The sequence below is a fragment of the Nonomuraea sp. KM90 genome (genome assembly GCF_052246675.1).
Classification (GTDB): domain Bacteria; phylum Actinomycetota; class Actinomycetes; order Streptosporangiales; family Streptosporangiaceae; genus Nonomuraea.
In genome coordinates, this window is the sequence record NZ_JBQQCB010000002.1 from 248,937 (window position 1) to 266,560 (window position 17,624).

General features: G+C 71.7%; 20 protein-coding genes. 12 read left to right on the forward strand and 8 right to left on the reverse strand.

Going from position 1 to position 17,624, the window contains the following annotated elements; all coding sequences use genetic code 11:
* The first annotated feature begins 21 nt into the window (after positions 1–21).
* On the forward strand, positions 22–1,590 hold the full coding sequence (locus ACTWPW_RS03710) for a DUF885 domain-containing protein (RefSeq protein ID WP_443167941.1): 1,569 nt from the start codon (positions 22–24) through the stop codon (positions 1,588–1,590).
* On the opposite strand, the gene ACTWPW_RS03715 is transcribed toward ACTWPW_RS03710, so the two are convergent.
* On the reverse strand, positions 1,585–2,217 hold the full coding sequence (locus tag ACTWPW_RS03715) for a class II aldolase/adducin family protein (protein WP_443167942.1): 633 nt from the start codon (positions 2,215–2,217) through the stop codon (positions 1,585–1,587). The two genes, ACTWPW_RS03710 and ACTWPW_RS03715, sit on opposite strands and share 6 nt — an antisense overlap.
* Positions 2,218–2,236: 19 nt before the next feature.
* Entirely contained in the window at positions 2,237–2,821 is a 585-nt protein-coding gene (locus ACTWPW_RS03720; RefSeq protein ID WP_364115430.1) for a TetR/AcrR family transcriptional regulator, read from the reverse strand.
* 46 nt (positions 2,822–2,867) lie between these two features.
* On the opposite strand from ACTWPW_RS03720, the gene ACTWPW_RS03725 reads away from it, so the two are divergent.
* From ACTWPW_RS03725 to ACTWPW_RS03745, 5 genes are all read left to right on the forward strand, one after another.
* A complete protein-coding gene (locus tag ACTWPW_RS03725) occupies positions 2,868–3,800 on the forward strand; it encodes a carbohydrate kinase family protein (protein ID WP_443167943.1) in 933 nt (310 codons plus the stop codon).
* Between the two features lie 11 nt (positions 3,801–3,811).
* Positions 3,812–5,029 (forward strand): aminotransferase class III-fold pyridoxal phosphate-dependent enzyme, encoded by a 1,218-nt coding sequence (locus ACTWPW_RS03730; RefSeq protein WP_375111230.1) that lies wholly within the window; start codon positions 3,812–3,814, stop codon positions 5,027–5,029.
* A 67-nt stretch (positions 5,030–5,096) separates the two neighbouring features.
* On the forward strand, positions 5,097–5,639 hold the full coding sequence (locus tag ACTWPW_RS03735; protein WP_443167944.1) for an RNA polymerase sigma factor: 543 nt from the start codon (positions 5,097–5,099) through the stop codon (positions 5,637–5,639).
* Positions 5,636–6,247: a hypothetical protein gene (locus tag ACTWPW_RS03740; RefSeq protein ID WP_443167945.1), complete on the forward strand. Its 612-nt coding sequence runs from the start codon at positions 5,636–5,638 to the stop codon at positions 6,245–6,247. The genes ACTWPW_RS03735 and ACTWPW_RS03740 overlap by 4 nt, the downstream gene beginning before the upstream one ends.
* Positions 6,244–6,528 (forward strand): hypothetical protein, encoded by a 285-nt coding sequence (locus ACTWPW_RS03745; protein WP_443167946.1) that lies wholly within the window; start codon positions 6,244–6,246, stop codon positions 6,526–6,528. The genes ACTWPW_RS03740 and ACTWPW_RS03745 overlap by 4 nt, the downstream gene beginning before the upstream one ends.
* A 3-nt stretch (positions 6,529–6,531) precedes the next feature.
* On the opposite strand, the gene ACTWPW_RS03750 is transcribed toward ACTWPW_RS03745, so the two are convergent.
* Positions 6,532–7,764 (reverse strand): alkyl sulfatase dimerization domain-containing protein, encoded by a 1,233-nt coding sequence (locus tag ACTWPW_RS03750; protein WP_443167947.1) that lies wholly within the window; start codon positions 7,762–7,764, stop codon positions 6,532–6,534.
* Positions 7,765–7,847: 83 nt separating this feature from the next.
* On the opposite strand from ACTWPW_RS03750, the gene ACTWPW_RS03755 reads away from it, so the two are divergent.
* The 4 genes from ACTWPW_RS03755 (at position 7,848) to ACTWPW_RS03770 (ending at position 10,266) form a co-directional block, all read left to right on the forward strand.
* Positions 7,848–8,123, forward strand: coding sequence for a 4a-hydroxytetrahydrobiopterin dehydratase (locus ACTWPW_RS03755; RefSeq protein ID WP_375111226.1), 276 nt, complete (start codon positions 7,848–7,850; stop codon positions 8,121–8,123).
* Positions 8,124–8,216: 93 nt separating this feature from the next.
* Positions 8,217–8,768 (forward strand): hypothetical protein, encoded by a 552-nt coding sequence (locus ACTWPW_RS03760; RefSeq protein WP_375111225.1) that lies wholly within the window; start codon positions 8,217–8,219, stop codon positions 8,766–8,768.
* Positions 8,769–8,830: 62 nt separating this feature from the next.
* A complete protein-coding gene (locus ACTWPW_RS03765) occupies positions 8,831–9,940 on the forward strand; it encodes a low temperature requirement protein A (protein ID WP_443167948.1) in 1,110 nt (369 codons plus the stop codon).
* A complete protein-coding gene (locus ACTWPW_RS03770) occupies positions 9,937–10,266 on the forward strand; it encodes a hypothetical protein (protein ID WP_375111223.1) in 330 nt (109 codons plus the stop codon). Before ACTWPW_RS03765 ends, ACTWPW_RS03770 begins: the two co-directional genes overlap by 4 nt.
* Here ACTWPW_RS03770 and ACTWPW_RS03775 read toward each other — a convergent pair.
* The 5 genes from ACTWPW_RS03775 to ACTWPW_RS03795 all read right to left on the reverse strand — a co-directional run bounded on the left by ACTWPW_RS03775 (position 10,259) and on the right by ACTWPW_RS03795 (position 15,058).
* Positions 10,259–10,429 carry a hypothetical protein gene (locus tag ACTWPW_RS03775; RefSeq protein WP_375111222.1) on the reverse strand — a complete coding sequence of 57 codons (171 nt, stop codon included), beginning with the start codon at positions 10,427–10,429 and terminating at the stop codon, positions 10,259–10,261. The genes ACTWPW_RS03770 and ACTWPW_RS03775 overlap by 8 nt on opposite strands.
* A gap of 79 nt (positions 10,430–10,508) precedes the next feature.
* A complete protein-coding gene (locus ACTWPW_RS03780) occupies positions 10,509–11,024 on the reverse strand; it encodes a MarR family winged helix-turn-helix transcriptional regulator (RefSeq protein WP_443167949.1) in 516 nt (171 codons plus the stop codon).
* A 119-nt stretch (positions 11,025–11,143) separates the two neighbouring features.
* A complete protein-coding gene (locus ACTWPW_RS03785; RefSeq protein ID WP_443167950.1) occupies positions 11,144–12,112 on the reverse strand; it encodes a pirin family protein in 969 nt (322 codons plus the stop codon).
* A gap of 66 nt (positions 12,113–12,178) precedes the next feature.
* The gene (locus ACTWPW_RS03790) at positions 12,179–13,648 is read right to left on the reverse strand and encodes an ATP-binding protein (protein ID WP_375111219.1); all 1,470 of its coding nucleotides are present in this window, start codon (positions 13,646–13,648) and stop codon (positions 12,179–12,181) included.
* A gap of 63 nt (positions 13,649–13,711) precedes the next feature.
* A complete protein-coding gene (locus ACTWPW_RS03795) occupies positions 13,712–15,058 on the reverse strand; it encodes a serine hydrolase (protein ID WP_443167951.1) in 1,347 nt (448 codons plus the stop codon).
* A 161-nt stretch (positions 15,059–15,219) separates the two neighbouring features.
* On the opposite strand from ACTWPW_RS03795, the gene ACTWPW_RS03800 reads away from it, so the two are divergent.
* Positions 15,220–16,956, forward strand: a complete 1,737-nt coding sequence (locus ACTWPW_RS03800) for a sensor histidine kinase (protein ID WP_443167952.1) — start codon at positions 15,220–15,222, stop codon at positions 16,954–16,956.
* On the forward strand, positions 16,949–17,623 hold the full coding sequence (locus tag ACTWPW_RS03805; protein ID WP_443167953.1) for a response regulator transcription factor: 675 nt from the start codon (positions 16,949–16,951) through the stop codon (positions 17,621–17,623). The genes ACTWPW_RS03800 and ACTWPW_RS03805 overlap by 8 nt, the downstream gene beginning before the upstream one ends.
* Position 17,624 lies beyond the last annotated feature (1 nt).

Here is a 17,624-nt window from a genome sequence, read left to right on the forward strand (position 1 = left end):
TGCTCAGGATATGGTGCATCGGTGGACGAGTTTCTCAAGTGGTACTTTTCCGACCGTCCCGTCGTCGCCGCCTCCCTCGGGGCCGACGGTTACGATCACACCCTCGGCGATTTCACCGCCTCCGGCTGGGAGGCCCGCGAGCGCGAGCAGGCCCTCTGGTACGACCGCCTCTCGGCCACCGAGGCCCCGTCGCCGGACGACGCGATCGACAGGGACCTCGTCCTGTCGCAGCTCAAGGGCTCGATCGTGCTCGCGTCCTGGCCCGAGTGGCGGCGCGACCCGAGCGTCTACCTCGGCGCCGTCTTCACCTCGCTGTACACGCCCTTCCAGCGCCGGCTCAAGCCCGAGCCCGAGCTGGTCGCCTCCGCCCTGTCCCGCCTGGCCGAGGTGCCCGGCGTGCTGGCGGCCTGCCAGGCGAACCTGGACCCCGACCTGGCCGCCCCGCTCCTGGTCACCCGGGGGCTGGGCCAGGCGCGCACCGGCCGCAACTTCCTGACCCGCACGATCCCGTCCATGGTCGAGGACGCCGAGCTGCGTGCCCGGCTGGCCGCGGCGGCCGAGCCGGCCGCGCGGGCGTTCGACGACCTCGTCGCCTTCCTGGAGGGCTTCGAGTGCGGCGGCACCTGGCGCATGGGGGAGCGGCTCTACTCCACGCTGCTGCGCGAGCGCGAGCTGCTCGGGTACGGCGCCGCCGAGCTGCACGAGAAGGGCAAGGCCGCCTGGGCGGAGCTGGACGCGCGCATGCGCGAGGTCGCTGTCCGGGTCAACGGCACCCAGGACTGGCGGGCGGCCATGGAGTTCCTCATGGACGACCACCCGCCGACCCTCGACGACATGCGGGCCGAGTACGAGGCGGAGACCCTGCGGGCCCGCGAGTTCGTCCGCGAGCGGGACCTCGTCACGTTCGCCGGCGGCGAGGAGTGCCACGTGCTGCCGTCGGCCGAGTACACCCGGCCCGTCCTGTCGGTGGCCCACTACCTGTCCCCGCCGCCGCTCAGCACCTCGCGGACCGGCATCTTCTTCGTCCCGTACACGCCCGACGACTTCACCCCCGAGCAGGTACGCCAGCGCCTGCGCACCAACTCGCGGGCCCAGATGCCGTCGATCGCCGTCCACGAGGCCTACCCCGGGCACCACTGGCACCTGTCGTACATGGCGGGCAATCCGCGTACGGTGCGCAAGGTCTTCCGGACCCCGTACTTCACCGAGGGCTGGGCCCTGTACGTCGAGAAGCTGCTGCACGAGCAGGGCTACTTCGACACCCCCGCCACCGAGCTGGCCCACCTGGACTGCCGCATCTTCCGCGCCGCCAGGATCGTCGTCGACACGGCCCTGCACTGCGAGGACATGTCCATCGAAGAGGCCGAGATGTTCATGGCCACCAAGGCGTCGCTGTCGCCCGGCACGGCCCAGGGCGAGGTCAACCGCTACTGCGCCTGGCCCACCCAGGCCCCGTCCTACCTCACCGGCGCCATCGAGATCGACCGCATCAGGGAGTCGTTCCAGGGCCCGCTGAAGGAGTTCCACGACCGGATCGCGGGATCCGGCGGGCTGCCCCTCGGGCTGGCCGAGCAGGCCGCACTCTCATAGCCGGGGGAACTCCGGGGGGTTCAGCGCCCGCTCCACCACGGCGGCGAGCTGCTCGTCCGTCAGGACGGTCGGCTTGCCGACGCCGAGCCCCCTGACGTACACCTCGCAGAGCCACTCCAGCAGCCGGGTGAGCTCGAACGCCTCCTCCAGCGTCCCCCCGATGGTCACCCCGCCGTGGTTGGCCATCAGGGCGGCGCGCTTGCCCTCCAGGGCGGCACGCACGTTCGCGGCCAGCTCGGGCGTGCCGTACGTGGCGTACTCGGCGACCTTGACCACCCCGCCCAGCATGAGCGCGTTGTAGTGCACGGGCGGCAGCTCGGTCATCGTCGTGGCCACCACCGTCCCGAACACCGAGTGCGTGTGCACGATGGCCCGCGCGTCCGTGGTGCCGTAGACGGCCAGGTGCATGGGGGTCTCGCTGGACGGCTGGAGATCGCCCTCCACGAGGTGGCCCGCCACGTCCACGACCGGGCACATCTCGGGCGTCAGCCGGTCGAGCGCCACCCCCGACGGCGTCACGGCGACCAGGTCACCCTCGCGCACGCTGAGGTTGCCCGAGGTGCCGATCACCAGGCCGAGGTCGACGGCGCGGCGGCCGTACTCGCACAACTGCTCACGGGGGCTCATATGTGTGGAATGTAGTCCATCACAGGCGATCAACGGCGCGCAGCATGATCCGCTCGACGTCCGCGCGGGTCAGGCGGCCGGGGTAGAGCATCAGGTGCAGGCTGAGGCCGTCGACAAGGGCGAGCAGGTGCTCGGTGACGTCGTCGAGGTCGTCGTCCGTCCGCAGCTCGCCGGCCGCGCGGGCCCGGCCGAGCAGGTCGCGTACGGCGGCGCGCAGCTCGCCCGCCTCCGCCCGCTGCACCTCGGCCAGCCGCTCCGAGGCCAGGCTGCGGCTCCAGAAGCTGACCTCCAGCCGGGTCTCCTGGCTGCGCTCTCCGTCCAGCGGCAGGTTGTCCAGCAGCACCTCGCGCAGCGCCGCCAGGCCGCTGACGCCGTCCACCTTGCGGGTCAGCCGGGTGCGGATGCGCTGGTGGGACTGGCGCAGCGCGGACAGCAGGATCTCGTCCTTGTCGGCGAAGTAGTGGGCGAGCACCCCGTTGGAGTAGCCCGCCTCCTTGGCGATGGCGCGGGTGGTGGCGGCGTCGATGCCGTCCCTGACGATCACCCGGCGCGCCGCTGACAGGACCTCGCGCCTGCGCTCGTCGTGATCGACGATCTTCGGCATCGAATCCTCCGTTGACTTTTTATTCGGACGTCTGTCTATTTAGACTATGACCGTCGTCACCGTCGGCGTCCACATCGTCGACATCCTCACCAGGCCCGTCGAGCACATCCCCGAGGGCCAGGACACCGTGCTGGTCGACCAGATCCGCCTCACCGCCGCGGGCGCCGCCGCGGGCACGGCGGTGGACCTGGTCAAGCTGGGCAACGACGTGGTCACCATGGGCGCCATCGGCGACGACGAGCTCGGCGACTTCCTGCTCATGGTGCTGGCCAAGCGCGGCGTGGACGCCACGCGGCTGGTCCGCAGGGCGGGGGAGCAGACGGCGGCCTCGATCCTGCCCATCAGGCCGGACGGCGGGCGCCCCAGCTTCCACGTGCCCGGGGCGAACCTGACCGTCGCCTACCCCGACCTGGACACGGACGTGCTGCGCTCGGCCCGCGCGATCCACCTGGGCGGCATGGACGTCACGTTCGGCCTCGGCGATCCGGCCTTCTTCGCCCTCCTCGACGCGGTCCGGTCCGCCGGCACCATCGTCACGATGGACCTGCTGTCGGAGATGCCCGACCTGCTGGGCATGGCCCGCGCGTTCCTGCCCCACGTGGACTACGTGCTGCCGAACGAGTCCCAGGCGCTGCTCATGACCGGCGCCCAGGACGTCGAGGCCGCCGCGCGGGCGCTGCTCGCCGACGGGCCGCGCGGCGTGCTGGTCACCCTGGGCGCGGCCGGCAGCCTGGTCGTGACCGCGGACGGCCCGGATCACGTGTCAGAGCACGTGCCGGCGCTGAAGACGGAGGTCTCCGACACCACGGGCTGCGGCGACGCCTACTGCGCCGGCTTCCTCACCGGCCTGCTCCACGACCGGGACGTCCTGACCGCCGCCCGCTGGGGCACGGCCGCCGCCGCCCGCGTCGCCACCGGCCTCGGCTCCGACGCCGGGCTGACCGACCTCGACTCCACCCTCAGCCTCCTCTCCCACTAGGACTTCCCTCCATGACCACCGACGCAGAACTCCGTCAGCGGGCCGCCAAGGTCGTGCCCGGCGGCATGTACGGCCACCTCAACGCCGCCCTCTTCGCCCCCGGCTTCCCCCAGTTCTTCGAGCGCGGCGACGGCTGCCGCCAGTGGGACGTGAACGGCCGCGCGTACATCGACTTCATGTGCAGCTGGGGCCCCGTGGTGCTCGGGCACCGGCACCCGCGCGTGGAGGAGGCCGCCGCCCGCCAGGCCGCGCTCGGCGACTGCCTCAACGGTCCGGGGCCGATCATGGTGGAGCTGGCGGAGCTGCTGGTGGACACCGTGCCGAGCGCGGACTGGGCGATGTTCTCCAAGAACGGCACCGACGCCACCACGCAGGCGCTCATGGTCGCCAGGGCCGCGACGGGGCGGACGAAGGTGCTGATGGCCCACGGGGCCTACCACGGGGCCGACCCCTGGTGCACGCCGTCCCTGTCGGGGACGACGCCGAACGAGCGGGCCGACCTGGTGGAGTTCACCTACAACTCCCTGGAGTCCCTGGAGGCCGCGGCGGCGACCGTGGAGGGTGACGTGGCGGCGATCATCGTCACGCCCTTCAGGCACGACTCGTTCGAGGACCAGGAGCTGGTGGAGCCCGCCTTCGCGCGGGGCGCCCGGGCGCTGGCCGACCGGCTCGGCGCGGCCCTGGTGATCGACGACGTGCGCGCCGGGTTCCGCATCGACCTGCGGGGGTCGTGGGAGCCGTACGGTGTGCGCCCCGACCTGACCGCCTGGTCGAAGGCGATCGCCAACGGCTACCCGATCGCCGCCGTGACCGGCACCGACGCGCTGCGCGGGCCCGCGCAGACGCTGTACTCGACGGGGTCGTTCTGGTTCTCGGCGGTGGCGATGGCGGCGGCCAAGGCCACCATCGAGACGCTGCGCGACACCGACGGCATCGCGGCCATGGAACGCGCGGGGACGCAGCTCAGGGAGGGGCTGTACGCGCAGGCCAAGTCGCACGGTTTCGTGGTCAACCAGACGGGGCCGGTGACGATCCCGTGGCTCAGCTTCGACGGGGACGCCGACCTGTCCGTGGCGATGCACTGGAGCGACGCCTGCCTGCGGCACGGGGTCTACCTGCACCCGTGGCACAACTGGTTCATGTCGGCCGCGCACACGGAGGCCGACGTGGCGGCCGCCCTGGAGGGTACGGACCAGGCGTTCGCGGAGACTCGCGCCCACTTCGGCTGACCCCGGTAATGCTGCCGACATTCCGGACATGCGCTTGAGTGTTGACGCACTCAAGTGAGGAGCCCACGTGGGACTCGATCCCGAAAGCCGGTTCGAGGAGATCTACGGATCCTCGTACCGGCCGCTGCTCGGGTACGCGTTGCGCCGCTGTCCCGATCCGGACGACGCGGCCGACGTGGTGGCCGAGACCTTCATGATCGCCTGGCGCCGGGTCGAGGAGATCCCCAAGGGGGACGAGGCCAGGCTGTGGCTCTTCGGCGTGGCCCGGAAGGTGCTGGCCAACCAGCGGCGCGGCGAGCGGCGGCACGAGCGGCGCACCGCCGCCCTGCGCGCGCAGCTCGCCGCCACGCCGCTCGTCGCCCGGCCGCCCGGTGAGGACCTCTCCCAGATGGGGCGGGTGTTCCGCGCCCTGCCCGAGAGCGACAGGGAGCTGCTCGCGCTGGTCGCCTGGGAGCAGCTGGACCCGCGCCAGATCGCCAAGGTCCTCGGCGTCTCCGCCAACACCGTGCGGGTCAGGCTCTACCGCGCCCGCAAGCGCTTCGCCCGGGGCCTGGTCGAGGCCGGGATCGAGCACTCGCGCGCCGTCGCCGCCGAAGGGAGCAACCTGTGAACATCGCCGATCTCGCACGCGTGCGCGACGAGGACCTGGCCGGGGAGCCCCTGGGGCAGGCGTCCGGGGCGGGCGCGCGGGCGCTGCTGGAGTCGATCATGGCCGAGGCGCGCGAGCCCGTACACCGGCGCTTGCCCGTGCGGCGCCTGGCCGGGCTCGGCGTGGTGTCCGCCGCGCTGGCCGCCGCCCTCGTCGTGTGGACCCCGTTCGGCGGCCCCGCCACCCAGTACGCCAACGCCGCCGTCTCTCTCAGGGCCGGCGACGACTTCATCGAGGTCACCGTCAACGACCCCGAGGCCGAGGCCGCGAAGTTCACCGAGGCGTTCCGCGCGGTCGGTCTGGACGCGGAGGTGAAGAAGGCCCCCGTGGCACCGCAGGACGTGGGCAAGCTGATCGGCCCCGCGCTCATGGACGGGAAGTTCCCGGTCGGAACGCGCGTGACGATCAGCACGCGGATGGAGGGTTGCGGCTCCGCCTGGTGCGGCAAGATCTCCATGCCGGTCGGCGTCCCCGGGAAGATCGTCTTCGGCATCGGCAGGCCGGCCGCGCGCCAGGGGAGCTCTACGCCACGCCGATCCAGGTCGACGTCGACCCGGGCGGCGGGGTGATCGAGGGGTACCAGGCCCGCGGCAAGCCGGTCGCCGACGTCAGAGCCACCATGGAGCGGGCCGGGATGAAGATCCATTACCTGGTGAAGTGGAGCAACCCGGACGGCAGCGGCAGCGGATACAACGTAGACGTTGCCCACGTCAAGGACGACTGGATCGTCGAGCACGCGCAGCGCATCGCGTCCGACGCCGTCACGCTCACCATCGACGCCCCCGCCGACGTGCCCAAGGACTCACTGCCCATGATCCAGCCGCCGCTGTCCGACTGGTGGCAGGACTGACCCTCACGAACGCCGCTCGGACTCAGAGGCGGCCCAGGTGAAGACGCCCTTCGCCATGAGGGAGAGCTCGTTCGCCGCCCTGGCGGAGAAGACCGCCGCGCGTACGCGATGCACGCCCGGGTCGTCCGGGGCCGCCAGGGCGGCCATCTCCGCGAGGTGCCCCGCCAGCCGCTCGTCCCCGTCGGAGAGGGCCTTGAGCGCGGCGTCCGCGAGGGCCGCCGGGCCGCCCGCGAGCTCGGCCACCGATCTCGCCAGCACGGCGTCAGGGGCGGGTTTGAGGTTGGCCGGGTTGCCGTCGTACCAGCCGCCGTAGAGCCGCCACAGGTTGCGTACGACGAACTCCGGCTCGTCATAGCGGGCCCGCAGGTAGGGCCGGTCGGAGAGGTGGGCCGGCGGGCGCACGGCATGGACGATCTCGTCGAGCCGGGCGCCCGCGTTGAGCAGGCCGAGCGTCTGCGTGACGAGCGACTCCAGCCATTCGGCCGTCTCCAGGAGCGCCTGGCGGACGCGGTCGCGGCCGAAGACGGGAGCGCCGTGGCTGGGCAGCATGATCTCGGCGTTCATGGCGGCCATCCGCTGCAGCGCGTGCACCCATTCCCGGGGATAGCGCTGCACCTTCTGCGGGTTCCCGCAATTGGGCGTGACCCAGATGAACAGGTCGCCGGGGAGCAGCAGCTCGTGCTCGCGGACGTAGCCGACGGTCGCGTCGTCCGTCTCGCCCTTGGCGTGCAGCAGGTCGAACGTCAGCCCGCCGCGCCGCACGGTCAGCGTGTCGGTGTAGGTCACGTCGGGGTGGCGGTAGGAGGTCGGCCAGCGGAGCTGGGGCGCCTGGAACTGGCGCTGGTTGATCACCGCGTTGTAGCCGTTGGTCAGCAGGTATCGCTCGAACCGATCGGCCACGGCTCTGTGGGCGTAGATCGTGGCCCGCGGGCCCGACTCCTCGAACGGTGCCGTCCCGAACACGTGGTCGATGTGCCCGTGCGAGTAGAAGGCGGTGGTCAGCGGCGCCCGCGTCCAGCCGCGTACGTCCTCGTGCAGCCGGGCCGCCGAGAAGGGGCTGCTGGTGTCGAACAGCAGCAGCTCCCCGTCGGTCTCGAACGTGATGACGTTTCCGAACCCGGACCACCAGCCAAGGCCGTCCGCGATCGTCAGGACGCCCTTGCCCTGCATGCCCGCGTCCACGATGCTGTCGTCCGATTCGCCGTGCCAGACCCGGTCCGCATACTCGACAATCATGTGCCCCACTCTGCTTCTAGAACCTCGTTCTAGGCAAGATGCCCGCCGGGATCGGCTCGGGGCGCTGGCGTAATGTGGGTCCCATGGACGTCGAGAGCAAGCTCAGCGACCTGCCCGAGTGGCGGCGCGAGGGCGACGAGATCCGGCGCACGGTCACCGCGCCCGACTTCCCCACCGCCATCCGCATCGTCGACGAGATCGCGGTCAAGGCGGAGGAGCTCAACCACCACCCCGACATCGACATCCGCTGGCGCGCGCTCCACCTGGCCCTCACCACCCATGACCAGGGCGGGCTCACCGACCTCGACTTCACGCTGGCCGCCCTGATCGACGACATCGCGGCGAAACACGGCGCCTAGGACGTAATAACCGTACGTAACAGGCCGGTCACTCGTTAGAGTGGTGCTCTCTCGGAGCCCTCATGCCGGAGGGGCTCGAACCGTGGGGGTCTCATGCGCGTGCCCGCAGTCCTGCTCGTCCTTCTGACCGCGCCCGTCGTGGCGGGCTGCGCGGGGCCACCCGTCCCGGTCCAGAACGCCAAGACGTCGCCGGACGAGACGGTCAACCTCAACTCCGCAGGGGAGTTCAGCACCGACGACACCGGAGCCATCGCCTACGACCGGAAGCTCGCCCCCCAGGGCTCCCAGGCGAGCGTCACCGTCGAGTCGTCCGGAGGGCAGACGCGCACCTCGCTCGTCGTCGAGGGCCTGGTGCCCAACCACCACTACGGCGCCCACCTGCACACCAAGCCCTGCGGCAAGAAGCCTGACGAGTCGGGCCCCCACTACCAGCACAACCCCGGCCAGATCGACGCCACCAGCGAGGTCTGGCTCGATTTCACCACCGACGGCAACGGCGCCGGCCGGTCGAGCGCCCGCAACCCCTGGGGGCTGCGCAGCGCCAGTCTGCCGGGCTCGCTCGTGATCCACTCCCAGGGCACCAAGACCTCGGGCCCGGAGGTCGGCACGGCCGGCGAGCGCGTCGCCTGCCTCACCCTGAAATAGGTGTCGCGAGCCCTGCGCAAGGCGGGGCATAATTACACAATTACATACTGGGAAGGGGCCTCGTGACGAGTCGCCAGTGGCAGCCACCCCGATTACGGCTGTTCGAAGCCGCGCACCGCCGGGCGACCTGGCTGGAGCTCCTGTACGACCTGGTCTTCGTCGTGGCCGTCGCCGAGCTGGCCGCCGTGCTCGCCCAGGGCGCGGGCACGGCCGGGATCCTCACGTTCGTGGGGTTGTTCATACCGGTCTGGTGGGCCTGGGCGGGATACGTCTTCTACGCCAACCGGTTCGACACCGACGACGTCAGCCACCGGCTCCTCGCGCTGCCGCAGATCCTGGCCGTCGCCTCCATGGCGGCGAGCGTGGGCGACATCGAGCAGCGCTCCGGGCTCTTCGCCGTCTCGTACGCCGCGGCGCGGGTGCTGCTCATCGTGGCCTACGTACGGGCCGGCCGCCACGTGCCCGAGGCCAGGTCGCTGACTGCCCGCTACGCCACCGGGTTCGCCGTGGCCGTGGTCATCTGGCTGGCCTCGCTGGCGGTGGAGCCGCCCCAGCGGTACGCGCTGTGGGCCGTCGCCCTGGTCATCGACCTCGCCACGCCCCTGCTGGCCCGGCGCCACCAGGGCAAGCTGCCACCGCAGACCGAGCACCTGCCCGAACGGTTCGGACTCTTCGTCGTGATCGTCCTCGGCGAGGTCGTCGCGGCCGTCGTCATCGGTCTGAAGGGCCACGACGTCACGCCGGGGGCGCTGCTCATCGCGCTGGCCGGGGTGGCGATCGCGATGGGCTTCTGGTGGCTCTACTTCGGCCACCTCGACGAGTCCGTCGTCCTGCGTACCCGGCTGGCCGGGCAGGTGTGGGTCTACTCGCACCTGCCGCTGTCGCTCGGCCTGGTGGCGTTCGGAATCGGCATCGAGCACGCGATCGCGCATCCGTCCCGGACGAGCTGGTCGGTGGCGGTGCCCGCGGCGCTCGCGCTGGCCGTGCTCGGGGTGCAGCACCTGTGCTCGCGCGGCCGCCGCGCGGGCGTCATCCGCCTGGCCGCCGCCGCGCTGGTGCTGGCCGCCTCGCTGCTGCCGGTGGTGGTGGCGCTGCCCGCCATCCTGCTGGTCGCCGCGGCGCAGGTGGCCTACGACCTGTCCCGCCCGCTCCCCGCGGAAGGTGCCGCATGACCGCCCAGGATGTGTTCGACCGCCAGCTCGCCGCCATCGCCGGCCAGGACCTGGAGGCCCTGCTCGCCCAGTATCACGAGGAGGCCGAGGTCGTCCGCTTCGACCGCGTCGCCCGGGGCCCCGCTGAGATCGGGGAGCTGTTCGCCGCCTATCTCTCCGCCAAGCCCCAGGTCGACGAGATCGTCTCCAGCCGGGTGACCGAGGACGTGATCTTCTACAACGCCCTGATGACCGTCGGGGGGAACCGCGTCGCCACGTACGGCACCCTGGTGCTCAAGGACGGCCGGATCTGGCGCCAGACCGCCGCCGCCCTCCCGCTCACCTGATCACGGACGCCATCGGCTGCCACGGGGCCGCGTCGAAGATCAGCATGATGGTGGCGATCCTCCCGTCGCGGAGCCGGAAGTGCTCGGCCGTCCGCTGGACGCCGGCGGGCGTCGCCGTGTGCACGTCGTACACGAGCGTCGCCTCCGACTCCCCGTACAGCATTCGGCGACCAGCGCCACCGCCGACGCCACGTCCCCCCGGAACCGGGCGTCGTGATAACCCCTGACGACGTCTCTGGTGCTCATCCGGCGCTCATCCCTTTCAGGTGCTCGGCCAGCCGCTCCTGATCGGCGGCCAGCCGAAGGCACAGGTGGCGCAACGTCGCCAGCTCGGCGGGCGTGAAGCCCCGGAAGATCGCCGCCATCGCGAGCTGCGACGGCTTCCTGAACGCCTCGATCCAGGACCGCCCCTCGGGCGTGATCTGGGCCCGCACCGAGCGCCGGTCGTTCCGGTCGGGGACCCGCCGCGCCAGCCCGTCGCGTTCGAGGGTGTCCACCAGCCCGGTGACGTTCCTGGGGCTCACGCCCGCCGCCTGGGCCAGCTCGCCGATGCTGGCACCGTCGTCCCCGGCCGAGCTCAGCCGCAGCAGGATGTCCATCGCGCCGGAGCTGAGGCCCCGCCCCTCGCTCCCGTGGGACCGCATGCGCTCGACGGCCTGGAAAGCCGTGCGCACGGCGGCCGCCGCCTCGAACGCCGACGTGTCGTCGCCGCCCGTGAACTCCTTCATGGCCGCCCGGACGTCGGCATCGTAGATCAACTCATCGTCATCACGTTCAGGCTTCATAATGAAGCCCTACTTTATTACCTACTTCCATAAATAGGAAGAGGCCCGCGCTGAGATGGCGCGGGCCTCTGGGAGGAGGAGAAGTGCCGGGGTCAGGCGTGGTGGGCGGGGACGGTGCCGAGGCGGCCGGCCTTGAAGTCCTCGAACGCCTGCACCAGCTCGGCCTTGGTGTTCATGACGAACGGCCCGTAGTGCGCCACCGGCTCCCCGATGGGCTCGCCGCCCAGGACGATCACTTCGAGCGGCTCCTTGGCCGCCGAGATCGTGATGGTCTCGGCGGTGGTGGCCAGCCCCGGGCGGTTGCCGAACCCCTCGAACACGGCCAGCTGCCCGCCGTGGAACGGCCGCCGCTCGGCGCCCGCGGTGCCCCGGCCGGACAGCGCGTACGCCAGGGCGTTGAAGTCCTTGCGCCACGGCATGACCAGCCTCGCCCCCGGAGAGACGGTGGCGTGCAGCAGCGTGATCGGCGTCTGGGTGCTGCCCGGGCCCACGTTCCCGCCCAGGTCGCCGGCGATGAGCCGGACCAGCGCCCCGCCGTCATGGCTGCTCAGCAGCACGACACTGGACCCCCCGATGTCCTGATATTTCGGGGCGATCATCTTCTTCGACCCCGGCAGGTTCACCCAGAGCTGGATCCCGTGGAACAACCCGCCCTGCTGCACGAGCCACTCCGGCGGCGCCTCCTTGTGCAGGATCCCGGCCCCGGCGGTCATCCACTGGGTGTCCCCGTTGGTGATCGTGCCACCGCCGCCGTTGGAGTCGAGGTGGTCCATGACCCCGTCGATCATGTAGGTGACGGTCTCGAAGCCCCGGTGCGGGTGCCACGGCGTGCCCTTGGGCTCGCCCGCCGCGTAGTCCACCTCGCCCATCTGGTCCATCATCACGAAGGGGTCCAGGTACTCGGGCTTGATGGCGGCCAGCGCCCGGCGTACGGGGAAGCCCTCGCCCTCGAACCCGCTGGGCGCGGTCTCCACGGCCAGCACCTTGCGCCCTGGCGTCCCGGTCACGGGCTCGGGCAGGCGGGGGAGGGTATACGGGTTCTCTACGGTGACGGCGGGCATCTCGCGCTCCTTCCAGCGGGTCTGCCCTCCACAACCCGATTTACTTTTCAACTATTCCGGGCCGGATCAATCTCCGTGGTAAAGCCGTTCGAGATCCACGAGCTGGATCCGGCCACCGCTCTTCCGCGCGGCCTCCCGCAGGGCGGGCATGAACCCGGTGCCGCTGAAGAGGGTGATGACGTTCGGAGCCCGGCCTTGGGCGCGCAGGAGCGTCGCGACCTTCTCCATGCGTTCGAGGTGAGCCAGTCCGATCGTGTCCCCCCACTTCGCCTCGCCGATGGCCAGGACGTTGCCGTCGGCGTCCATCGAGACGAGGTCCACCTCGTGGCCCGTGCGGGCGGCGCTGTCGTGGACGACGCCCGACAGCACCCGCATGGCCATGCCGCCGAGCGTCTCGTCGGCGGCCATGGTGTGGGCCCAGGTCCGGCACATGTACTCGAAAACCGGGCCTGCCACGGCGCTGCGGAAGCGCGGCTGAGCGGCCTCCCACAGGCGTTCGGTCCGGCCCGGACGCACCTGCTCGAGTTGGGCGTACACCGGTCTCATGACCGAGTGGTAGAAGCGGACCAGCGGCTCGGTGATGCGGTAGGCCGAGCGGTTCTGCCGGAACGCGTCCGGCTCCACGGTCAGCAGTCCCGCGTCGGCCAACACGGTCAGATGGTGCGAGATGTCCGTCGCCTTGCGCTCGATCCGGCTCGCGATGGAGCCTCGCGTGCAGTTCCCTTCGGCGACCGCGGCGAGCACCGTGTGATAGAGACCGGTGTTCGTGAGCGTCGGATCCTCCGCCAGCAGGGCTCTCACCTCCCTGAAGAGCGGGCTCGCGGGGCTGAGGACATGCTCCGTCACCCAGTCGTCGAAGTCCTCCAGACGCGCCGGCGTCGCGCCGCGCAGGAACTCGGACTTGTACGCGGGTGTTCCGCCCACGATCAGGTAGACGAGCGCCGCGAGCCGCAGGTCGTCCAGCCCCCAGAACTCACGCGCCGCACGATAGTCGAACGTCGGCACGATCAGTTCCAGAGACGCCCGGCCGCGCAGCGGAGCGCTGCCCATGAGGAGGTTGCCCATGAACGAGATCGACGAGCCGCACAGCAGGATCCGCGCCCGGGACTCGATGCGCTCCCTGCGCCGGGGCGACAGCGCCCGCTGGATCAACGATGGCAGTTCCGGCGCCCCGTGCACGAGATAGGGGAACTCGTCGATGACCACGGGCACGGGACGGTCGGTGCCGAGCGAGAGCAGGGCGTCAAGGGCTTCTTCCCAGTGAGAGAAGTGGACCCTGCCCGGTGCGCCGGTATGACGCCCCACGGCGTCGCCGAGTTGCCTGAGCGCCTCCTGCCGCGGGACGGCCTCCGTCGCCGAATAGTAGAAGCCGCCCGTGGCCTCGCACATCGCCTCCAGAAGGAACGTCTTGCCCTGGCGCCGCCGGCCCGAGACGACACCGAGGCTCGCTCCAGGCTCGTCGTCGGAGACGAATCTGGTCAGCTGTGCCCACTCCCACGTGCGGTCGAACATGTCCGTGGGCTTCGGAATCCGCATGACTCGCCTCCTTTTAGGAGCCCAATTATAAGAAGTGGACTCCTAAAAGGCGGGATCGTCGGGTCAGGATTCTTTGGCGAGGGTGAAGGCGCCGCGGGCCACGGCGAGTTGCTCCGGCCCCGTCTGCTGCTTGATCGGTGCCTTCGGGTCGACGGCCATCGTGGTGACGACGTACGTCCTGCCCCCCGACGTACGGGCCAGGAAGCCCAGGTCCGACACCCCGGGCTCCGAACCGCCCTTGAACCACACGGTCGGCCACTGCGCCCGGTCCAGCCCGAGTCCCGCGTCGGAGATGGACATGGCCTCGCCGATCCGCGGGTCGCCCAGCTTCACCAGCCCCGCGTAGGCCCGGCAGATGTCGGCGGGGGAGGCGTACCACTCGACCGTGTCCAGCTCGCGCGGCGCCGTCCACGGCTCGAACTCCGACAGCGGCGCCTTGGCCACGACCCGGTCCAGGTAGGCGCGCCGGCCGGCGGTGCTGAGCGACAGGTACCGCTTGGCGTGGCGCGGATAGTCCACACCCTTGAGGACGAACAGCTCCCTCGTCGTCAGAAGGGGCACGTTGCGCTTGTCGCGGGCGCCCCAGGCCCGCATCGTCCGCTCGACCGCCTTGCGGCCGACCTTGTGGACCAGCAGGTCGGTGGCCGTGTTGTCGCTGATGGAGATCATCAGCTTGGCGGCCTCCAGGACGGACACCTTGCTGCCGTCGGGGCGGTCCTGGAGCTCGCCGGACGGCAGGCTCTTCAGCTCGGGCGTGATCGTGAGCTCGGTGTCCCAGCCGAACGCGCCGCTCCTGACGCGCTCGGCCACCGCGCCCAGCACGTACAGCTTGAACATGGACCCCAGCGGGCGCGCCTGGTCGGCGGCCAGGCCGTGCACGGGGCGGCACCTGCCGTCCGCGGTCAGCTCGGCGGCCAGGAAGCCGGCCTGCGGGGAGGCCGCCCGGAGCCGCTCGTCCGCCTCGGCCCAGCTCCGCGGGGCGGGCGGGCGGAACAGCAGGCCGTCGATCAGCCCCGCGGCGTCCACGCTGAGCACGACCTCGAACGCCGCGGTGCCCACCACGACGCGGGCGGCCAGCGCGGTGTCCCGCGACTGCAGCAGCCGCTCCAGCCGCATGCCCGTGAAGCCCGCCAGGACCTGGTTGACCTGCGCGGGCGGGATCTTCTTGAGGAAGCCGGCGGCGAAGTGCCCGGCCAGCTCGCTCTCCGGGATCGGCGTGCGGGCGGTCGCCTCCAGCAGCCAGCCCAGCTGCCGGCCCACCGGAGTGTCGGGGACCCCGGGGGCGGCGGTCGTGGCGGTGGTGGGGGCGGTCGTGGCCTGTACGGGAGCGGGCGCGCTCACGCAGGCCGACATGGTGATCGCCACCGCGGCCGCGGCGAGGAACCGGGCGGGCTTCGACGGAGTGTTCATGGAAGGGCTCCAATCGAGGATCGACTCGTGGCTTCAGCAAAGCCCCGGGAGCAAGATCGGGACCACCAAGGGGGCCGCCGTTTCGGCGGTGCGGCTGGCCGTAGGAAATATGCGGATAACCTCGTAGACGCCGTCCCGCACGCTCGTCACGATGGGGCCCTATGAGGTTCAGGCTGGTGGCCGGGCCGCTGGCGTTGATCGCGGCCGCCGGCACCGTGAGCGGCGCGCTGCTGGAGAGCGGCCTGCCCGCCCCGGCGACGCAGTGGGCCTACATCGTCCTCGCCCTGCTCCTGCCCGCGCTGGGCTGGCTGCTGGCCGCCAGGCGTCCCGCGCTCCGCTACGGCTGGCTGCTCCTCGCGGCCGGCCTGTGCCTGGGGCTCGGCAGCCTCGGCGCGGGGCTGGGGGTGCGCGGCGCCCCCGATCTCCTCGTCTCGTTCCTCCTGTCCATGTTCGCCGTGTTCTACGGTCTCACCTGGATCTTCGTGCCCCTGCTGTTCCCCGACGGGCAGCTGCCGACGCGGCGCTGGCGGGCGGTGGCGTGGATCTCGGGCATCGCGGTCGCCCTGCACGCCGGGGGATACCTGGTGAGCGGCCTCGGCCCGTACCGGTCATCCGGGCCGCTGTCCCCGGCGGGTGTGGTCGCGGCGCTCGCGTCGGCAGGCGGGCAGCTCGTCACGTGGGTCATGGCCGCGATCGTGTTCTGCGGGCTCGTGGTGCGCTGGCGGCGCAGCGGCTCCGGCGAGCGCGGTCAGTACGCCTGGATGGTGGGGGGCACGACCGCGACCCTGGCCGGCGGGGTGCTGCTCTCGCTCTTCAACTTCGGCGGGGTGCAGGTCGGGGCGGTCGGGATACTCGGGGTCCTGGCGGTGGTCGGCTCGCTGCCCGCCGCGATCGGGGTGGCGGTCGTGCGGCACCGGCTGCTCGACCTGCGCGTCGGCATCCGGGGGTCACGCCTGCACCTGGTGTTCGACATCCGGCCGACGGTGGACGAGGTGCTGTCCGACCTCGGTACGGCGCTCGACGACGCCCCCGAGCCGGTGGAGCAGGTGGGCCGGCTGGCCGCCGCGGTGCGCACCGGGCTGGACGTCAGGTGGGCGGCGGTGACGCTCGCGGACGGCACGCGCGTGGTCTCGGGCCGGGAGGAGGGGCGGGCGGTGCTGGAGATGCCGGTACGCGGCGGCCTCGGGCGCATCGAGTGCGGCCCCAGGGACGCCGGCCCGCTGACCCGCGTGGACCGGCGCCTGCTGGAGGCGCTGGCCGTGCCGGCCGGGCTGGCCATCCAGAGCGCCGGCCTGGTCAGCCGCCTGGTCAATGCCCAGGAGGCCGAGCGCCGCCGCATCGAGCGCAACATCCACGACGGCGTGCAGCAGCAGCTCGTCGCCCTCATCGCCGGCCTCGAACTCGCCCGGGCCACGGGCGCGGGCCCCGACATGCTGGCCCACCTGCGCGAGCAGGCCCGCCAGACGCTCGCCGACCTGCGCGAGCTGGCGGCCGGCATCCACCCGTCCTCGCTCAGCCAGGGCGGCCTGGTGGAGGCCGTGGAGGAGCGCTGCTCCCGCCTGCCCGTGCGCACGACGGTGACCTCGCCCCCGCCGCTGCGCGCCAGGCGGTTCGCCGACCAGGTCGAGGGCGCGATGTACTTCACCGTGAGCGAGGCGGTGGCGAACGCGCTCAAGCACGCGGGCGCGGCGACCATAGAGGTACGACTGTCGCAGGAGGGCGGCCGCCTGCGCGCGACGGTCGCCGACGACGGCGAGGGCTTCGACCCCGGCGCGGCGGCCCGAAGGGGACTGGCCACGCTCGCCGACCGCCTCGACGCGCTCGGCGGTGGCCTGACGGTGGACAGCGAGCCGGGGAAGGGGACACGGGTGAACGCGTGGGTGCCGGTCGATGGGTGAGCGGATCCGTACGGTGGTGGCCGACGACCACTACCTGGTACGCGAGGGCACTCGGCAACTGCTGGAGACGTCGGGCGAGGTCACGGTCGTGGGCGCGGTGGGCAACGCCGACGAGCTCCTGGACGCCGTACGCCGGCTCGGCCCCGACGTCGTGATCACCGACATCCGGATGCCCGGAGGGGAGTGGCGGCCGGGCTTCGAGGGCATCGACGCGGCCCACCGCATCCGCTCCGCGCACCCGCGGGTCGGGGTGGTCGTGTTGTCGCAGTTCGCGGACGCGCTGTTCGCGTTCGAGCTGTTCAAGCACGGCACCGAGGGCTACGCGTACCTGCTCAAGGACCGGGTGGGGGATCTGGACGAGCTGCTCGGGGCGATCAGGGCGGTGGCGGCGGGCGGCTCGGTCATCGACCCGAAGGTGGTCGAGGGCCTGCTCGCCCGGCGCGACGTGCGGGGACAGCGGGAGGCGCTGACCGCCCGTGAGCGGGACGTGCTGCGGGAGATGGCCCACGGCCGGTCGAACTCCGGCATCGCGCGGGCCCTGCACCTGTCGATCTCGTCGGTGGAGAAGAACGTGAACGCCATCTTCACCAAGCTCGGCCTGGAGAACAGCGGCGACGTGCACCGGCGGGTCGCCGCGGTCCTGGCCTACCTCGGGCCGGAGCCGTGAC